Source organism: Acidovorax facilis (assembly GCF_023913775.1).
Classification (GTDB): Bacteria; Pseudomonadota; Gammaproteobacteria; order Burkholderiales; family Burkholderiaceae_C; genus Acidovorax; species Acidovorax facilis.
Genome location: NZ_JAMXAX010000074.1, coordinates 1 through 17,433 on the forward strand (window position 1 = coordinate 1; position 17,433 = coordinate 17,433).

The window sequence follows — 17,433 nt, forward strand, 5'->3', positions numbered from 1 at the left end:
CCCAGCCACCAACCGGTACCCCGACAGGTTGGTGCGTGCCGTGGGCGCGCACAGGTAGTAGCCCAGCGGGCTGTCAAAGCGGTCGTTCAGGGGCTCGACCAGCGTGGCTGCCTGCAGTTCGTCTTCCACCAGGCAGGTGGGCACGATGCCCACGCCAAAGCCTGAAACGGCAGCGCGGATGATGAGCGAATAGAGGTTGAAGCCGGGCCCAAAGCGGCTGGCACTGGTGTCCAGGCCGTGGGCTTCCATCCAGTCTTGCCATGCCAGGGGCACTTCGATGTGCTGCAGCAGCGTGGCGCGCACCAGGTCTTGCGGGGTGTGCAGGGGCAGGGCGTCGCGCAGTTGGGGGCTGCAGACGATGCTGGTCTCTTTGCCGATCAGATAGCGCGCATTGGCGCGGGGCCAGTTGCCGTAGCCGTACTGGATGGCGGCATCAAACTCGTGCGGCGTCGCAAAGTCGTGCGCGTGCTGGTAGCGCACGAAGTTCAGCGACACCTGCGGCAGCGTGCGCTTGAAGTGGCCCAGGCGCGGAAACAGCCACGGCACCCCAAATTGGGCAAGCACTGAGGCGCCGGACAGTTGGACGGGAATGAAAAAACACCGAGCGGGCGTCGAGCCTTCTCGGTGTTTTGCTATGTATTTAATAGCTTTTAGCGCTTTATGGATAAGCGCTAGAGCTTGTTTTGATGCTTGAATTTGTGCTTAACGCAGCACAAGTACAGGGATGTGCGAGTGCGTCAGCACATGCTGCGTCTCGCTGCCCAGCAACAGGCGCTTGAGGCCCTTGCGGCCGTGCGATGCCATCACGATCAGGTCGCACTTGTGCTTCTTGGCGGCCGAGATGATGGCTTCGGCCACGAGGTCGGACTTGGCGATGACGGCCTTGACTGCCACGCCTTGGGCGTCGCCCTGGGCCTTCACGCCATCGACCATGGCCTGTGCCGCATCGCCCCATTGGGTTTCGATGCGCTTGACGTCGTTGGTATCGACGGGCATGCCGCCCTCGAAGTAACTGCGGGGGTAGCGGGGCACCACCTTGAGAGCCACGGCAGAGGCGCCGGTGAGCGCGGCCAGCGACAGTCCGTGTTCCACGGCCTTGTCGGAAAGGGGTGAGCCGTCCGTTGCGATCAGGATGCGTTTGTACATAAAGGTCTCCTCAAAGTGATGGAACAAGCTTAGGATGAATCATGTTCTGGGACTTGATGCAGGTCAATGTACCTGTCATGCCCGAACGATAGGCTTGAACCATGTCAATGTTTCGACCCGGTGCGCCGGCCTCCTCCCCGGCACATCCGCCCGATGCTGTTTCCAATGCGGAGCCTGCCGCGCACGCCGTGCTGCTGGACGACCCGCAGGAGTGGTCGGCGTTCGGTCGGCCTGTGGGGCCAACGGGCCAGGCTGCCGAAGATCCCGCCAGCTGTGCCTGGGACTCCCAGGTGGTGCTGGACGGCATGCACTGCGCGGCCTGTGCCCTCACCATCGAAGATGCCCTGCGCAGCGTGCCCGGCGTGCTGCAGGCGGATGTGAGCGCTGCCACGCGCCGTGCGCGCGTGGTGTGGCAGCCCTCCCAGGTGCAGCCCTCGCAGTGGATGGACGCTGTGCACAAGGCAGGCTACCGCGCCATGCCCGCCATGGATGCCTTTGCGCGCGAGCAGCGCCAGCGTGAGAACCGCCGTGCCCTGTGGCGCTGGCTGGTGGCAGGCTTTTGCATGATGCAGGTGATGATGTACGCGTGGCCCGCGTACGTGGCGCAACCTGGCGACCTGACGGGCGAAATGGAGCAACTGCTGCGCTGGGCCTCGTGGGTCATCACGCTGCCCATGGTGGTGTTCTCGTGTGGGCCGTTCTTCAGCAGTGCGCTGCGCGATATTCGCCTGCGCCGCGTCAGCATGGACCTGCCCGTGGCGCTGGGCATGGCCATCACCTTTGTGGTGAGCACGGCGGGCACCTTCGACCCTGCAGGCATCTTCGGCAAGGAGGTGTACTACGACTCGCTGACGATGTTTGTTTTCTTCCTGCTCACGGGCCGCTGGCTGGAGCTGCGCCTGCGCGACCGCACCGCCGGTGCGCTGGAAGCTGTGATGAACCGCCTGCCCGACAGCGTAGAGCGGCGCACGGCCGATGGCAGCTTTGTACGCGTGGCCACGCGCCGTGTGGTGGCGGGAGACACCATCCGTGTGCTGCCGGGCGAGGCGTTTCCGGCCGATGGACGCATCACGCTGGGCAGCACGCACGCCGATGAATCCCTGCTGACGGGCGAGTCCACCCCCGTGGCGCGCCCCGTGGGCAGCACGGTCACCGCGGGCAGCTACAACCTGCAGGCGCCGGTGGAGGTGCATGTGGAAGGCACGGGCGGGCAGACCCGCTTCGCCCAGATCGTGGCGCTGATGGAAAGTGCGTCGCTGCAAAAGCCACGCCTTGCCCAATTGGCGGATCGCATTGCGCGGCCGTTTCTGGTGGCGGTGCTCGTGGCAGCGGGCCTGGCTGCGGTGTACTGGTGGCCGTCCGACCCGGGACATGCCCTGATGGTGGCGGTGGCTGTGCTCATCGTCACCTGCCCCTGCGCGCTGTCGCTGGCCACGCCGGTGGCCATGCTCACCGCCGCTGGCACGCTGGCGCGCCATGGTGTGCTGGTGCGCAATCTGCAGGGGCTGGAGGCGCTGGCCCATGTGGACACCGTGGTGTTCGACAAGACCGGCACGCTCACGCGGGACGGCATGGCCTTGCAGGCCGTACACACCGCCCATGGGTGGAGCACGCAAGAGGTGTTGGCTCTGGCGGCGTCTTTGGCGCGCCACTCGATGCACCCTGCATCGCGCGCCGTGGTGGCTGCGGCTGCTGCGCTGGACGATGGTCGCTGGGCGGTGACCGATCTGCAGGAAGAAGCCGGGCAGGGCCTGGTGGCCAGGGTGCACGACAGATTGGGGGCCGGACAGCCCGCGCGCCAGGTCCGGCTGGGGTCTGCGCACCATGCAGGCGTGGCGCCTGAAGAAGCGGGGTCGGCGCTGCAGGTGGTGCTGTCGGAGCAGCATGTCAGCGGCGCAGTGTCCGAGTTGGCCCGTTTCGATCTGGTGGAAGACCTGCGCGCGGAGGCTCCTGCGGTAGTGACTGCGCTGGAGCAGGGCGGCGTGGCGGTGCAACTGCTGTCGGGCGACCGCGTGGGCGCGGTGCAACGTGTGGCGGCGCAAGCGGGCATTGCCCAGGCGGCGGGCGAGTGCACGCCCCAGGGCAAGCTGGCTGCGTTGCAGGCCTTGCAGGCGGGTGGCCACCAGGTGGCCATGGTGGGCGATGGGCTGAACGATGGCCCGGTGCTGGCAGGGGCCCATGTGTCGTTTGCATTTGGCCGTGCGGTGCCGCTGGCGCAGTCGCAGGCCGATTTTGTGGTGCTGGGCGACAGCTTGGCACTGGTGCCCCAGACCGTGCTGCTGGCGCGCCGTACCTTGCGTGTGGTGCGCCAGAACCTGTGGTGGGCTGCCGGCTACAACGCGTTGTGTGTTCCGCTGGCGGTGGTGGGCTGGATGCCAGCCTGGCTGGCCGGGCTGGGCATGGCGCTCAGCTCGCTGCTGGTGGTGCTCAACGCCGCGCGCCTTGCGCGCGACCTGCCGGCTTTGCCTGCGCAAGGCGAAGACCTGCGGCCACAACAGGGCGCTGTGCCCATTGATATCTCAAAAACAAGCTGGCTGGAGGCTGCCTGATGGACATTCTTTATCTGCTGATTCCATTGTCCGTGGTACTGGTGCTGATGATTCTGGCGGGCCTTTGGTGGGCGGTCTACCACGGCCAGTTCGAGAGTGTCGAGCAAGAGGGAGAGCGGATTCTCCGAGACGGTTGACTTGTGTCAATGCCCAAAAAAGCTGACTGCAACAAACTCTTACTGCATTACAAAGAGGTGCCCGATGGATTCTCCAAAAACAAATGCTGCGCACTACAACGATACAGTGGTGCGGCAGTTTTCTATCCTGGCCGTGGTTGTGGGGGTGGTTGGCATGCTGGTGGGCGTCATCATCGCCGCCCAGCTTGCCTGGCCTGAACTCAACTTTGGCATTCCGTGGCTCAGTTATGGCCGCTTGCGACCCTTGCACACCAATGCGGTGATCTTTGGGTTTGGTGGCAGTGCGCTGTTCGCCACCAGTTACTACGTGGTGCAACGCACCTGCCAGGTTCGCCTGTTTGCCGGGCCCCTGGCGGCCTTCACCTTCTGGGGATGGGTGCTGGTCATTGCCGGGGCCGTCATCAGCCTGCCAATGGGCTACACCCAGGGCAAGGAATACGCTGAACTCGAGTGGCCGATTGACATCCTGATCACGCTGGTCTGGGTGTCCTATGCCATCGTGTTCTTTGGCACCATCGGTGTGCGCAAGGTCAAGCACATCTATGTGGCCAACTGGTTCTTTGGCGCGTTCATCCTGGCTGTGGCATTGCTGCACGTGGTCAACAGCGCTGCGATCCCGGCTGACCTCATGAAGAGCTACTCGGCCTACGCCGGTGTGCAGGATGCCATGGTGCAGTGGTGGTATGGCCACAACGCCGTGGGCTTCTTCCTGACCGCAGGCTTCCTGGGCATGATGTACTACTTCATCCCCAAGCAGGCGGGACGACCCGTGTATTCGTATCGCCTGTCGATCGTGCACTTCTGGGCCTTGATCTTCACCTACATGTGGGCCGGCCCTCACCACCTGCACTACACCGCGCTGCCTGACTGGACGCAATCGGTGGGCATGGTGTTCTCGCTGATCCTGCTGGCACCCAGCTGGGGCGGGATGATCAACGGCATCATGACCCTGTCGGGTGCCTGGCACAAGCTGCGTGACGACCCCATCCTGCGTTTCCTGATCGTGTCACTGTCGTTCTACGGCATGTCCACGTTCGAAGGTCCGATGATGTCCATCAAGACCGTCAACGCCCTGAGCCACTACACCGACTGGACCGTGGGCCACGTGCACTCGGGCGCGTTGGGCTGGGTGGGTCTGATCTCGATGGGCTCGCTGTACTACCTGGTGCCCCGACTGTTTGGCCGCGAAAAGATGCACTCCATCAAGGCCATTGAGCTGCACTTCTGGATGGCCACCATTGGCATCGTGCTGTACATCGCCGCGATGTGGATTGCCGGTGTGATGCAAGGCCTGATGTGGCGCGCCATCAACCCCGACGGCACGCTGACCTACACCTTTGTGGAAAGCGTGAAGGCGACCTATCCGTTCTATGTGATCCGCGTGGCCGGTGGCCTGCTGTATCTGGGTGGCATGTTGGTCATGGCCTGGAACGTGTGGATGACAGCGATCTCGGGCCGTTCGGTCAAGGTGGCGATTCCTGCCGTGAATGCGGCCCACGCCTGAGCCGAAGGAGATAACTCATGTCTAACAACAACCCATCGAATTCGACCGGCTTCTCCCATGAAAAGGTGGAAACCAACAACTTCCTGATGATCGTGCTGATCCTCCTGGTCATCGCCATCGGCGGCCTGGTAGAGATCGTGCCACTGTTCTTCCAGAAGTCCACAACCGAGGCGGTCAAGGGCGTGGAGCCTTACAACGCCATGCAACTGGTGGGCCGCGACGTCTACATCCGTGAAGGTTGCTACAACTGCCACTCGCAGATGATCCGCCCCTTCCGCGCTGAAACCCTGCGCTATGGGCACTATTCGGTGGCGGGTGAGTTTGTGTACGACCACCCCTTCCAGTGGGGCAGCAAGCGCACAGGCCCCGACCTGCACCGCGTGGGAGGCAAGTACAGCGACGAATGGCACCGCATCCACCTGAACAACCCGCGTGATGTGGTGCCCGAATCGAACATGCCTGCCTACCCTTGGCTGGAGAAGAACGCCGTGGACCCCGCCAGCGTGGCGCCGCGCATGAAGGCCCTGCGCACTGTGGGTGTGCCGTACACCGACGAACAGATCGCTGCGTCTGCCGCTGATGTCAAGGGCAAGACGGAGATGGAAGCGCTGATTGCGTACCTGCAAGTCATGGGCCGCGCGCTCAAGTAAAGGAGATATCCCCATGGACATCACCACCATGCGCATTGTGGCCACGCTGGCTTCAATGGCCTGTTTCATTGGCATCTGGGTCTGGGCCTATCGAGGCCGCAACAAGGCCCGGTTCGACGAGGCCGCCCAGCTGCCTTTCGAGCAAGATTGACCTTCACCAGAACGAGAACACCCCATGAGTGACTTCACCAGCAATTTCTGGTCGGTCTTTGTGACCACGCTGACCCTGGTCGGCATCATCGCCTGCGGCATTCTGCTTTGGATGGCAGGCCGCAAGAAGGTGATGGCCACGTCCGACAACACTACCGGCCACGTCTGGGACGAAGACCTGGTCGAGATGAACAACCCCCTGCCACGCTGGTGGGTGTGGCTGTTTGTCATCACCATCATCTTCGGCCTGGGCTACCTGGCCGCCTATCCAGGCCTGGGCAGCTTTTCCGGCAAGCTCAACTGGACACAGAAGGGCGAATACGAGGCTGAGATGGCCAAAGCCAAGGCCGAGCTGGAGCCGCTGTATGCCCGGTTTGCCTCGATGAAGCCGGAAGACATTGCCAAGGATCCTCAGGCCCAGGCCATTGGCGAGCGCCTGTTCATGAACAACTGCGCGCAGTGCCATGGCTCGGACGCCCGGGGTAGCAAGGGTTTCCCCAATCTGGCTGATGGCGATTGGTTGCATGGCGGTGCACCCGAGAAGATCCGTGAAACCATCGAGAAGGGCCGTATCGGCAACATGCCTCCCATGGCTGCCGCAGTGGGCTCCCCCGAAGATGTGCGCAATCTCTCGCACTATGTGCTGAGTCTTTCGGGCAGCCCGCATGACTCGCTGCGTGCTTCGTTGGGCAAGTCCAAGTTCACGGCGTGTGCAGCCTGCCACGGAATGGACGGCAAGGGTAATCAGGCACTGGGTGCCCCCAACCTGACCGACGACATCTGGCTGCATGGCTGGGGCGAGGCGGCCATCACTGCCATGGTCAACAACGGCAAGGTCAACCAGATGCCCGCCCAGGCGGACAAGCTGACAGAAGCGCAGATCGGTGTGCTGTCGGCCTATGTCTGGGGCTTGTCGAACGGCACCCAGGCCGCTGCACGCTGAGCCTTGGCCACTTGGAGCAGTGCCCAGGCACTGCTCCAGGGGGCAGCGCAAACTGAGAACCACGAAGCAAACGGACCGATACCATCATGAACCCACCCAGCGAGCCTGCTCGCAAGGTCATCCCGATAGCGCCGGTTGCGTCCGATGCCTCATCGCAGGGCGAGATTGTTTCCCTGTACGAAGCGCAAAAGAAGATCTACCCGCGTTCCATCAGTGGCCTCTTCGCGCGTTGGCGCTGGGGTATGGTGTTTCTCACGCAGATCGTTTTCTACGGGCTGCCGTGGTTTGAATGGGGGCAGCGCCAGATGGTGCTGTTTGACCTGGGGGCTCGGCGGTTCTACATCTTCGGCCTGGTTCTGTACCCCCAGGATTTCATCTATCTCACGGGCCTGCTCATTATCTCGGCGTTGTCGCTGTTCCTGTTTACGGCGGTGGCGGGGCGGCTTTGGTGTGGATTTGCGTGCCCGCAAACGGTCTACACCGAAATGTTCATGTGGATCGAGCACAAGATCGAAGGTGATCGCAGTGCACGGCTTCGGCTGGACAATGGGCCCTGGACCTTCGAGAAGGTTCGCAAGAAGTTTTTTAAGCAGGTCATCTGGATTGCCGTGGCGTTGTGGACGGGGTTCACGTTCGTGGGCTATTTCGTGCCCATCCGCGAACTCGGGGCAGAGCTGCTGGCGGTGCAGGGTGGCTGGCAGATTTTCTGGGTACTGTTCTATGGCTTTGCCACCTATGGCAATGCCGGCTATATGCGCGAACAGGTGTGCAAATACATGTGTCCCTATGCGCGCTTTCAGAGCGCCATGTTCGACAAGGACACGCTGATCGTTACCTACGACCCAGAACGCGGTGAGCAGCGTGGGCCGCGCAAGAAGAACATCGACTACAAGGCCCAGGGGTTGGGCGATTGCATTGACTGCTCGCTGTGTGTGCAGGTGTGCCCTGTGGGCATCGACATTCGCAAGGGCTTGCAGTACGAATGCATCGGCTGTGGCCTGTGCGTGGACGCCTGCAATACCGTGATGGACAAGATGCAGTATCCGCGCGGGCTCATCCGGTTTTCTACGCAGAACGGCGTGGCCAAACGGTGGAGTCAGTCGCAGATCCTGCGCCGTGTGCTGCGGCCACGAGTGCTGATATACAGCGCGGTTCTGGTGGCCCTGTGCGTAGGCATGATGGCCAGCCTTGTCACACGCACGCCTTTGAAGGTGGATGTGGTGCGTGATCGGGCGGCGCTGTCGCGCATCGTGGCGGGTGGAAAGCTGGAGAACATCTACCGCCTGCAGATCATGAACGCCACTGAAGGCCCCCAGCGCTATCGCATCAGTGTGCGTGGCCTTGAAGGGCTGGAAGTCGCTTCTGATGCCGAGGTGGACATCGGTGCGGCGGAGTCCCGGTGGGTGGCCGTCCGTCTGCAGATACCGTATGGATCAGCCCCTTCGGGATCACATGCCGTGCAGTTCGATGTGCAAGCCTTGGGCGCGGACGCCCATGTGAGCGAGAAATCCGTGTTTCTGGTGCCGCGATAACGCAGCGAGCGACCCGGTGCAAGACCTTCGCGGGTCTTGCTTTGAGCAAGATAATTTTTGAGGAGTAAGCACCATGCCATCCAGTTCCGCCCTCGGCACTGCCCCTTCTGCCGCTGCACCCTGGTGGAGGTTTGGCCATGTGTGGCTGATCATCGCCGGTCCCGTGATCGTGATCATTGCAGGGTTTGTGACCCTGTGGCTCGCGATATCGCGCCCCGACCCTGTGGTCGCGGAAGATTATTACCGCCAGGGCATCGAGATCAACAAGACACTGGCCACCCCAGAAAAAAGCCTGTTGCCAGCCATGAAGGGCCGCAACCACGCTGCCACCCCGGTCCAGGACCAGCCGCGCTGAACCCACCTGGCCGGGCAGTATGCCTGCACGGCCTTACCAGGAGACAAACCAATGTGGATGCAACGCGTGATGTGGATTGCCTGGCCGGCTTTTTTGATGGCCGGTGTGATGGAAATGCTGGTTTTTGCGATGGTGGATCCGCAAGACCTGCACTGGTTTGGGCAGCCGTTGGCATTGTCACGGCAGGGCGTGTACACGCTGGCCTTTTTTGCGTTCTGGATGATCACGATGGCATCCAGCGCGTTGACCACGCTGCTGGCCATGTCACCGTTTGAACTTAACCGTTGCCCGGTTCCCGAAGGCGAGCGTCCCGATGACTGCCGCAAGACATCATCGTGCCCTTGAGCGGTAGTGCCACCTATTGGCAAAGGTCAATGTGGTAAAGACTGCCAGGATGGCAGACGACAGCAGGTTCAGTGGCAGGCTTGCTGGTTGTTCACGATGCGCTTGAGGGCCTCGGTCTCCAGGATGCGCACATGGCGCTGCTTGACCTCGACAATGCCTTCTTCCACGAACTTGGAGAAGGTGCGGCTCACGGTTTCGAGCTTGAGGCCCAGGTAGCTACCGATCTCTTCGCGGGTCATGCGCAGCACGAGCTCGGACTGCGAGAACCCCCGGGCGTGCAGGCGCTGAACCAGGTTGAGCAGGAACGCGGCCAGGCGCTCCTCAGCGCGCATGCTGCCCAGGAGCAGCATCACGCCATGCTCGCGGACAATCTCGCGGCTCATGATCTTGTGCACATGGTGCTGCAAGGCGGTGACTTCGCGGGACAGCTCTTCGATGCGGTCAAACGGCATGACGCAGACTTCCGCGTCTTCCAGGGCCACTGCATCGCAGGAGTGGTGGTCATTCACGATGCCATCAAGGCCGATGATCTCGCCTGCCATCTGAAAACCCGTGACCTGGTCACGCCCGTCTTCGGTGGCTACACATGTTTTGAAGAAGCCGGTTCGAATGGCATAGAGCGAGGTGAAGGATTCGCCGTTGCGGAAAAGGGTTCCACCGCGTTTGATCTTGCGGCGAACGGCAACGACCTCGTCAATGCGTTGCAGCTGTTCCTCGCTCAGCCCCACCGGCATGCACAGCTCGCGCAGGTTGCAGTTGGAGCAGGCGACTTTGATGGTGAGCGGGTTCATAGGAACAGAGGCTGGGTAAGGTTTGAGCATATCGCCCCATATGCCTAACAGGCTGGGCCTTTGGGTGCGGGTGGGCGACTGATGTGCATCAAATTGTCGCTCTTCGTCCCGGCCCATCACTTGATGCAGGTCAAGGACATGGAGTGCAGCTTACGGCACAGTCGAAGTGTACGCAAGGAATTTGCCCATGACCGCTGTTTCGCCCGAGCTGCTGCGCCGTTTCGACGTGCCAGGGCCCCGTTATACCTCTTACCCAACAGCTGACCGTTTCGTCGAGGCCTTTGGGCAGGACGACTACGCGCTTGCCTTGGAGCAGCGCAGGCTGGGCTCCATGACGAAGGCCTTGCCGCTGTCTTTGTACGTGCACATCCCCTTTTGCGAGTCCCTTTGTTACTACTGCGCATGCAACAAGATCATCACCAAACACCATGATCGGGCAGAGGTGTATTTGCGGTATTTGAGCCGCGAGATTGACTTGCACACAGCACACTGCGGCACGGGGCAGGTGGTGAGTCAGCTTCACCTGGGTGGTGGCACGCCCACTTTTCTATCGGACGAGGGCTTGCGGGAGCTGATGGGCATGCTCAAACGCAGCTTTTCGTTGGCGCCGGGCGGGGAGTATTCGATTGAGGTGGACCCTCGCACCGTCAATGCGGACCGCCTTGCAGTTCTGGCGGAACTGGGGTTCAACCGACTGAGCTTTGGGGTGCAGGATTTCGATCCCGAGGTTCAAAAGGCCGTTCACCGCATACAGCCTGCCGAGCAGGTGTTTTCGCTGGTGGAGTCCGCACGTTCGCTGGGTTTTGAATCCATCAATGTGGATTTGATCTACGGCCTGCCTCGTCAGACGCCAGAGTCGTTTGACCGCACGCTGGCCCAGGTTACGCAGCTGCGGCCTGACCGTATCGCGTTGTACGCGTATGCCCATCTGCCAGAACGTTTCAAGCCTCAGCGCCGTATTGTTTCGGCCGAGTTGCCAGCGGCTGCAGGCAAGGTGTCGATGCTCTCCCGCTCGCTGGACGCCTTCATGGATGCAGGGTACGTGTATGTGGGCATGGACCACTTTGCATTGCCTGAGGATGCATTGGCAGTCGCCAAGCGCCAGGGGCGTCTGCACCGCAACTTCCAGGGCTACAGTACGCAACCTGATTGCGACCTGATCGGCCTGGGGGTGTCTGCGATTGGCCGGGTCGGAGCCACCTACAGCCAAAATGCCAAGACCCTGGATGAGTATTACGATTTTCTGAATCAGGGGCGCCTGCCCGTCGTTCGTGGGTTGGCCCTGACGCGCGACGATCTCGTGCGCCGCGCGGTCATCATGGCCCTGATGTGCCAAGGCGAGCTGTTGTTTGAGCCCATGGAGCAAGCGTGGTTGATCGACTTTCGCCACTACTTCTCTGCCGAGCTGGCGCAACTGGAAACCATGGCCGAGCAGGGGCTTGTGGTGGTGCGGCCCGATGGGGTCGAGGTCACTGCCATGGGCTGGTTCTTTGTGCGCGGCATTGCCATGGTCTTTGACCGTTACCTGCAGGCTGACCGCAACCGCGCCCGTTTTTCGCGCATCATCTGATTCTCATGATTGCTACGGTCGCCTCAACCGCCTTGCTGATGGGACTCGTGGGCGGGTCCCATTGTTTGGCCATGTGTTCTGCGCCTTGTGGGGCATTGATCGGGCAGGGCGGTGGGGGCATGGCGTCCACAGCCGGTGGCGATGTGCAGCCCCAGGCAACTCCCCAGACGGTGCAGGCAGTGCAGTGGGTGCCCCGTGGCGGTGTCATTCGGCGCGCCGTCGCTTTTCATGCTGGCCGCTTGGCCGGGTACGCTGTGGCGGGTGGCTTGGCTGCATGGGCCATGGACAGCCTGGCATGGTTGACCCAGCAAACCGTGGCACTTCGCCCTGCGTGGACCCTGATGCATGTTGCGGTGATGGCGTGGGGTTTGATGATGGTGATCCAGGCGCGCCAGCCCCTGTGGGTAGAGCAGGCGGGCCGTACCGTATGGGCGCGTGTGCGGCCTCTGGTCAGTGCACCAGGCGGGGTTCTGGTTGCTGGTGGGCTTTGGGCCTTGATGCCCTGTGGCCTGCTCTACTCAGCGCTGCTCGTGGCTGCGCTGAGCGGAGGGCCTCTGGAAGGGGCGCTCAGCATGGCGCTTTTTGGCCTGGGCAGTGGTGTGTGGCTGGTGGGCGGGCCCTTGGTGTGGATTCGGCTGAAAGCAGGGGTCAATGCGAAACGTGCGGACTGGGGAACGCGCATCGCAGGAGGTTTGCTGTGCGCCGTGGCCAGCTGGGCACTCTGGATGGACCTGATCTACAAACCGTCGTTGTGGTGCCGCTAGCCAGCAGTTCCCCGATTCGCAAGCTGCGGTGCGACGGGGTTCGGGAGGCCTCGTAAATCCATGTCTATACAAGGGTGATCAACGCTTGCCCTTGGTGAGAAAGGCAAGTGTTGCCGTGCCGCTGCGGCGCAGGCGCACTCCTTCGACAAGACCCTCGAACTGGCGATAATCTGTGTAACTATTGGTGGCATTGACGTCGCCATGTTTCACACGCCTTGAAGTGAACTCCTCCATCCTCATCGACATCAGCCAACTGCGTGTCGGCATGTACATCCAGCTCGACGTGGGTTGGTTGCACCATCCGTTCCCGGTGAGCAGCTTTCGTGTGGCGGCGGCGGAGCAGATTGCCACCTTGCGTGAGCTGGGGCTCACCGAGGTGCGGTACTTTCCCAAGAAGAGCGATCCAGAACTGAGGGAACTCGTGCCTGCAGCCTGGAGCGTGCCGGAAATGAAGGCATCGTCTTCGAGTGCACCTGAGGCTGCGACAGCTACTGCCACGGTGGACCCAGAGGCGCAGCGCAGGCGTGAATTGCTGGAGGCCCAGAACCGGACGCTGGCGGCCTGCAATCAGCGGTTTGGGGAGGCCACGCGGCAATACCAGGCGCTGGAGCGTGTGGTCTCGGAGCACCCCGACCAGGCCCGTACCAAAGGCGAAACGCTGGTGTCAGGTTGCGTGGCGGAACTCCTGGAAAACGGTGATTCTGTCATCCGGCTGTTGTCGGAAGGGGTGGGCGAGCGCAATGCCCTGCACCCGATCAACGTGATGGTGATCTCTCTGCTGCTGGGCCGTGCGTTGGGCATGAAAAGTGCCGAGCTGCACGACCTTGGCATTGCCGCGCTGATTCATGATCTGGGCAAGCTCAAGTTGCCACCGAATCTCAGGCAACCTACGCCCTCCATGATTCCGATGGAGCGTACGCGTTACGAGACCCATGTGGGTGAGTCCGTGACACTGGCCACGCGCATGGGGCTGCCCGAATCTGTGATTACCGCCGTTGCTCGGCACCATGAGATGGCCGATGGCAGTGGGTTTCCACTGCGGTTGTCGGGGCCCGATCTGGGGCGCGCGAGCCAGGTGCTCGCCCTCGTCAATCGCTACGATCGCATGTGCAATCCCGCCAATGGAGTGGATGCGCTCACACCCCATGAGGCTTTGTCGGTCATCTTTGCACAGCTCAAGGCGCGCTTCGATTCCGTGGTGCTCGGGGCATTCATCCGCATGATGGGGGTGTACCCGCCGGGCTCCATCGTCCAGTTGGTGAACGACCGCTATGCGATTGTTGCCTCGGTCAACTCTTCGCGTCCGCTGCGGCCCAAGGTCATCGTCCATGACTCCCGGGTGCCCAAGGATGAGGCTCCCATCCTGGACCTGGAAACTGTGCCCGAGCTGGGTATCCGGCGCAGCCTCAAGCCTGCGCAACTGCCGCGCGATGCGCTGGACTACCTCTCTCCGCGGCAGCGTATCTGTTACTTTTTCGAGCGTGCGGTCAGCCCCGGTCCCGAAGAGGCAGGGTCGTGACCGTTTCGCAGTCCCACGGCTGGCTCGACGGTTTACAGGAGGCCGTCTGGCTGGTCGATGAGACCAGCCTGCTCATCCTTCACGCGAATGCCACCGCGCAGCGGCTGGTGGGCTTGCCTGTGGCCGAGATGGTGGGTACGCCCGTGTTGCGCCTGGCCTCCACACCGCAGGACATGGCGTTCTGGGGGGAGTCGGCCCAGGTGGTTGCAGATGGCATTCATTCCCACACCAGCCTTTTGCGCGCTGACGGCACCCTGGTTCCGGTCAATCGTCAGGTGACGCGCGTTCCTGCAGAGGTCGCTTCTGGCACGGTCTTCATGCTGACCATGCTGGATCGCAGTGTCCAGGAATCGACCGAGCGCGAGCTGGAAACTTTGCTGTCTGAGCTGCGCGCCACGCTGGATTCTGCCGCTGACGGCATGCTCGTGTGCAGCCTCGATGGCCGGGTGCGGGCTTTCAATCAGCGGCTTGCGCAACTGTGGAATATTCCGCGCGATTTGCTGGTGCGGCGCGACGATGCGGCTGTCTATGCGCACATGGAGGCCCAGGTTGAGAACGCACGTGCCTATGCGGAGCGTTTGGCTGCCATCACCCGAGAGCCGATGCAGGAGAGCACCGACATTCTGGTGTTGCGAAATGGCTTGGTGCTGGAGTTGCGCACCGTGCCGCAGTTCAGCCAGGGGCGGCCCGTGGGGCGGGTGTATTCGTACCGGGACATCACCCGCCAGACCGAGATACAGGCCAGCCTGAGACTGGCCGCACGGGTGTTCGAGTCCAGCCTGGACGCCATCTTCATCGCCGACAGCCAGCACAGGGTCTTGCGCATGAACCCAGGCTGCGAGCGGCTGGTGGGGCCGTCTGCCAAATCGTTTGAAGGGTGCCTGGCGGCGTCATTGTTCGGTGGTGGGTCGGACGCGGCTTTCATGGAGCAGGTGCTGCAAGGGTGGGCCAAGGAGGGTTTCTGGGAAGGCGAGCTGTGGCTGCCCCGTGATAACGGCACCTATTGCGCAGTGCAGTTGTCATGGGTGGCGCTGCGCGACGACGAAGAGCGTCTGGTGCAGAGCATCGGCTTCATGCGGGATCTGACGCTGCAGCACGCCGCCCAGAAGCGCATTGAGGAGCTGGCCTACAGCGACGTACTCACGGGCCTGCCCAACCGGCTGCTGTTGTCGCAGCGCGTGGACACTGCCATCCAGGGGGCGCGCCAGAGCGACACGGGCTTTGCCATCCTGTTTCTGGATCTCGACCGCTTCAAGATCATCAACGACTCCCTCGGCCACCCTTTCGGTGACCGCGTGCTGCAACTGGTGGCCGAGCGCCTGCAGGCCTGCCTGCGCCAGACGGACATGTTGTGTCGACTGGGTGGCGATGAATTTGTCATCTACCTGCATGGTGGTGATGCCGTGGTGGCTGAGAGCGTGGCGCGCCGCATCCTGGACGACATGCTCAAGCCCTTCATGCTGGACAGTATGGGCTTCTCCATCCAGTGCAGCATTGGCATGGCGCTGTACCCACAGGACGGTGCGACGCTGGACGATCTCATCAAGCAGGCTGACACGGCCATGTACCGTGTCAAAGAGCGCGGCCGGGGTAGCTATGGCTTTTACCAGCCGCAGATGAATGCCAATCTGCTGTCGCGCATGCAGATGGAGCATGCGATGCGCCAGGCGCTGGGGCTTGACCGCATGGCAGTGCACTACCAACCACAGGTCAACATGGCCACCGGGCGCATCACGGGGGCCGAAGCGCTGATCCGCTGGACCGACCCGGAGTTCGGTGCAGTATCACCTGGGCAGTTCATCCCCCTGGCGGAGGAGTCTGGCTACATCGTGACGCTGGGCGCGTGGGTCATGGAGCAGGCCGTGCGTGAGGCGGCGGTGTGGATGCACAGTGGCATGCCGATCATGATTTCGGTGAACGTGTCGGCGCTGGAGTTCCGGCAGCCTGATTTCGTGGACCGCATCACCCGGCTACTGGCGGTGCACCAGTTGCCGCCCACGCTGCTGGAGCTGGAGCTGACGGAAACCATCCTGCTGCAGGATGCACAGGAAATGGAGCAGCGCCTGCGTGTGCTCGCCGGGCTTGGCATCGGGCTCGCCATCGACGATTTCGGCACCGGGTATTCCAGCCTGGCGTACCTGAAGAAGCTGCCGATCCACAAGCTCAAGATCGACCAGTCCTTTGTGCGTGGCCTGCCCGACGATGATGGAGACCGGGCCATCGTGAGTGCCATCATCAGCATGGGGCGTGCCATGCACATTGAGGTGGTGGCAGAGGGGGTGGAAACAGAAACCCAGCAGGCGGTGTTGCTGCAGATGCAGTGCGACCACTACCAGGGATTTCTCTGCGCGCCAGGGCTTCCTGCCCAGGAGTTTCGCGCCATGCTTGCCAGGCCCTTGCCTTTGAATGCGCGGGGGCGGCGCAGTTCGGTCTAGAACTAAGGCAACCTGGTGCTAGGGCCCCCTGGTAGCATGGAGGTCGGTCCAGAGACGCTTAAAACGCCGCGATGCCCTTCCAGAGCATGTACGCCGCCAGCCCGAACAACAGCGATGCGAATACACGCTTGAGCTGCTTGACTGGCAGGCTGTGTGCTGCTTTGGCTCCCAGTGGCGCGGTGAGCACGCTGCAGGTCGCTATCACGGCCAGGGCGGGGAGCCAGATGTAGCCCAGCGAGGCGGTTGGCAATCCCTCCACGTTCTGCCCTCCGATCACATAGCCCACCACGTTGGCCAGTGCGATGGGAAAACCCAGCGCCGCACTGGTGGCTACCGCATTGTGGATGGGCACGTTGCACCAGGTCATGAACGGCACGCTCACAAAGCCACCACCGGCCCCCACCAGGCCTGAAAGGAATCCGATCACACCACCTGCCGCCACCTGGCCTGCACCACCGGGCATCTGGCGCGTGGGGGCGGGTTTTTTGTCCAGAAACATCTGCGTGGCCGAAAAACTCACGAACAACGCGAAGAAGATGGCTAGGAACGAACCCTTGAGCAGCGCAAACACGCCCAGGCTCGCAATGAAACCACCGAGCACGATGCCAGGCGCCAGCCGCTTGACGATGTCCCAGCGCACGGCGCCGCGCTGGTGGTGGGCCCGCACACTGGAGATCGACGTGAACATGATGGTGGCCATCGAGGTCGCAATCGCCATCTTCACCGCCAGATCGGGTGCGACCTTTTGCGCGCCCAGGATGTAGGTCAGGAACGGGACCAGCAGCATCCCGCCGCCAATGCCCAGTAGGCCCGCCAGAAAACCTGTGGCCAGGCCCAGGACACCGAGTTCAACAATCAGCAGGGGATCGAGCATGGCGCGACGTCAGACAAAGGGGTGGAAAGAGGAGAGGGAAGGCGGGGAGATGCCCTGTCGGAGATGCTGCAGCGTGGGGTTGCGTGGACAGGGGCATGGGGAAGAAGGTGTCTGCGAATGCCACCGGACTCTCATCCTGAACCGGGGGTTCAGGTGGGCGAGGGCAGCC

Annotated in this window: 18 protein-coding genes; 13 read left to right on the forward strand and 5 right to left on the reverse strand. The window is 62.3% G+C overall.

Annotated features, from left to right (window positions below; all coding sequences use genetic code 11):
• Together NFX52_RS18665 and NFX52_RS18670 are read right to left on the reverse strand one after the other, a co-directional pair.
• A partial coding sequence (locus tag NFX52_RS18665) for a LysR substrate-binding domain-containing protein (RefSeq protein WP_252635775.1) occupies positions 1-564 on the reverse strand: 564 nt, incomplete at its 3' end.
• Between the two features lie 138 nt (positions 565-702).
• Complete coding sequence (locus NFX52_RS18670) at positions 703-1,146, reverse strand: universal stress protein (RefSeq protein ID WP_055395188.1); 444 nt, start codon at positions 1,144-1,146, stop codon at positions 703-705.
• 107 nt (positions 1,147-1,253) lie between these two features.
• On the opposite strand from NFX52_RS18670, the gene NFX52_RS18675 reads away from it, so the two are divergent.
• The 9 genes from NFX52_RS18675 to NFX52_RS18715 all read left to right on the forward strand — a co-directional run bounded on the left by NFX52_RS18675 (position 1,254) and on the right by NFX52_RS18715 (position 9,311).
• Positions 1,254-3,695, forward strand: a complete 2,442-nt coding sequence (locus NFX52_RS18675; RefSeq protein WP_242701167.1) for a heavy metal translocating P-type ATPase — start codon at positions 1,254-1,256, stop codon at positions 3,693-3,695.
• On the forward strand, positions 3,695-3,832 hold the full coding sequence (gene ccoS / locus NFX52_RS18680) for a cbb3-type cytochrome oxidase assembly protein CcoS (protein WP_008906189.1): 138 nt from the start codon (positions 3,695-3,697) through the stop codon (positions 3,830-3,832). The genes NFX52_RS18675 and ccoS overlap by 1 nt, the downstream gene beginning before the upstream one ends.
• A gap of 64 nt (positions 3,833-3,896) precedes the next feature.
• A complete protein-coding gene (gene ccoN, locus NFX52_RS18685; protein ID WP_055395190.1) occupies positions 3,897-5,336 on the forward strand; it encodes a cytochrome-c oxidase, cbb3-type subunit I in 1,440 nt (479 codons plus the stop codon).
• Between the two features lie 17 nt (positions 5,337-5,353).
• On the forward strand, positions 5,354-5,986 hold the full coding sequence (ccoO, locus tag NFX52_RS18690; protein ID WP_055395192.1) for a cytochrome-c oxidase, cbb3-type subunit II: 633 nt from the start codon (positions 5,354-5,356) through the stop codon (positions 5,984-5,986).
• A gap of 13 nt (positions 5,987-5,999) precedes the next feature.
• Entirely contained in the window at positions 6,000-6,137 is a 138-nt protein-coding gene (locus NFX52_RS18695) for a cbb3-type cytochrome oxidase subunit 3 (RefSeq protein ID WP_055395194.1), read from the forward strand.
• Between the two features lie 24 nt (positions 6,138-6,161).
• Positions 6,162-7,079, forward strand: a complete 918-nt coding sequence (ccoP, locus tag NFX52_RS18700) for a cytochrome-c oxidase, cbb3-type subunit III (protein WP_055395196.1) — start codon at positions 6,162-6,164, stop codon at positions 7,077-7,079.
• Positions 7,080-7,165: 86 nt separating this feature from the next.
• Entirely contained in the window at positions 7,166-8,611 is a 1,446-nt protein-coding gene (gene ccoG / locus NFX52_RS18705) for a cytochrome c oxidase accessory protein CcoG (RefSeq protein WP_055395199.1), read from the forward strand.
• Between the two features lie 73 nt (positions 8,612-8,684).
• A complete protein-coding gene (locus NFX52_RS18710; RefSeq protein ID WP_055395201.1) occupies positions 8,685-8,966 on the forward strand; it encodes a FixH family protein in 282 nt (93 codons plus the stop codon).
• Between the two features lie 51 nt (positions 8,967-9,017).
• Complete coding sequence (locus tag NFX52_RS18715) at positions 9,018-9,311, forward strand: hypothetical protein (protein ID WP_055395203.1); 294 nt, start codon at positions 9,018-9,020, stop codon at positions 9,309-9,311.
• A gap of 68 nt (positions 9,312-9,379) precedes the next feature.
• Here the strand turns inward: NFX52_RS18715 and fnr are convergent, their stop codons facing one another.
• Positions 9,380-10,102 carry a fumarate/nitrate reduction transcriptional regulator Fnr gene (gene fnr, locus NFX52_RS18720; protein ID WP_055395205.1) on the reverse strand — a complete coding sequence of 241 codons (723 nt, stop codon included), beginning with the start codon at positions 10,100-10,102 and terminating at the stop codon, positions 9,380-9,382.
• A 187-nt stretch (positions 10,103-10,289) separates the two neighbouring features.
• Here fnr and hemN point away from each other — a divergent pair, with 187 nt between their 5' ends.
• Together hemN and NFX52_RS18730 are read left to right on the forward strand one after the other, a co-directional pair.
• Positions 10,290-11,672 (forward strand): oxygen-independent coproporphyrinogen III oxidase, encoded by a 1,383-nt coding sequence (gene hemN, locus NFX52_RS18725; RefSeq protein WP_055395207.1) that lies wholly within the window; start codon positions 10,290-10,292, stop codon positions 11,670-11,672.
• A 5-nt stretch (positions 11,673-11,677) separates the two neighbouring features.
• Entirely contained in the window at positions 11,678-12,436 is a 759-nt protein-coding gene (locus tag NFX52_RS18730) for a sulfite exporter TauE/SafE family protein (protein WP_055395209.1), read from the forward strand.
• Positions 12,437-12,514: 78 nt separating this feature from the next.
• On the opposite strand, the gene NFX52_RS30885 is transcribed toward NFX52_RS18730, so the two are convergent.
• A complete protein-coding gene (locus NFX52_RS30885; RefSeq protein WP_255354189.1) occupies positions 12,515-12,646 on the reverse strand; it encodes a hypothetical protein in 132 nt (43 codons plus the stop codon).
• Positions 12,647-12,656: 10 nt separating this feature from the next.
• Here NFX52_RS30885 and NFX52_RS18735 point away from each other — a divergent pair, with 10 nt between their 5' ends.
• Positions 12,657-13,955: an HD-GYP domain-containing protein gene (locus tag NFX52_RS18735; protein ID WP_055395211.1), complete on the forward strand. Its 1,299-nt coding sequence runs from the start codon at positions 12,657-12,659 to the stop codon at positions 13,953-13,955.
• Positions 13,952-16,390, forward strand: a complete 2,439-nt coding sequence (locus NFX52_RS18740; protein ID WP_055395213.1) for a bifunctional diguanylate cyclase/phosphodiesterase — start codon at positions 13,952-13,954, stop codon at positions 16,388-16,390. Before NFX52_RS18735 ends, NFX52_RS18740 begins: the two co-directional genes overlap by 4 nt.
• A 58-nt stretch (positions 16,391-16,448) precedes the next feature.
• Here the strand turns inward: NFX52_RS18740 and NFX52_RS18745 are convergent, their stop codons facing one another.
• The gene (locus tag NFX52_RS18745; protein ID WP_055395215.1) at positions 16,449-17,264 is read right to left on the reverse strand and encodes a sulfite exporter TauE/SafE family protein; all 816 of its coding nucleotides are present in this window, start codon (positions 17,262-17,264) and stop codon (positions 16,449-16,451) included.
• Between the last annotated feature and the right edge of the window lie 169 nt (positions 17,265-17,433).

Coding starts and splice junctions, on each gene's coding strand:
- NFX52_RS18710 (WP_055395201.1), top strand. CDS start 8,685: ATGCCATCCAGTTCCGCCCTCGGCACTGCCCCTTCTGCCGCTGCACCC.
- ccoG (WP_055395199.1), top strand. CDS start 7,166: ATGAACCCACCCAGCGAGCCTGCTCGCAAGGTCATCCCGATAGCGCCG.
- NFX52_RS18695 (WP_055395194.1), top strand. CDS start 6,000: ATGGACATCACCACCATGCGCATTGTGGCCACGCTGGCTTCAATGGCC.
- NFX52_RS18730 (WP_055395209.1), top strand. CDS start 11,678: ATGATTGCTACGGTCGCCTCAACCGCCTTGCTGATGGGACTCGTGGGC.
- NFX52_RS18715 (WP_055395203.1), top strand. CDS start 9,018: ATGTGGATGCAACGCGTGATGTGGATTGCCTGGCCGGCTTTTTTGATG.
- fnr (WP_055395205.1), bottom strand. CDS start 10,102: ATGAACCCGCTCACCATCAAAGTCGCCTGCTCCAACTGCAACCTGCGC.
- NFX52_RS18670 (WP_055395188.1), bottom strand. CDS start 1,146: ATGTACAAACGCATCCTGATCGCAACGGACGGCTCACCCCTTTCCGAC.
- ccoP (WP_055395196.1), top strand. CDS start 6,162: ATGAGTGACTTCACCAGCAATTTCTGGTCGGTCTTTGTGACCACGCTG.
- ccoO (WP_055395192.1), top strand. CDS start 5,354: ATGTCTAACAACAACCCATCGAATTCGACCGGCTTCTCCCATGAAAAG.
- NFX52_RS18745 (WP_055395215.1), bottom strand. CDS start 17,264: ATGCTCGATCCCCTGCTGATTGTTGAACTCGGTGTCCTGGGCCTGGCC.
- NFX52_RS18675 (WP_242701167.1), top strand. CDS start 1,254: ATGTTTCGACCCGGTGCGCCGGCCTCCTCCCCGGCACATCCGCCCGAT.
- ccoS (WP_008906189.1), top strand. CDS start 3,695: ATGGACATTCTTTATCTGCTGATTCCATTGTCCGTGGTACTGGTGCTG.
- ccoN (WP_055395190.1), top strand. CDS start 3,897: ATGGATTCTCCAAAAACAAATGCTGCGCACTACAACGATACAGTGGTG.
- hemN (WP_055395207.1), top strand. CDS start 10,290: ATGACCGCTGTTTCGCCCGAGCTGCTGCGCCGTTTCGACGTGCCAGGG.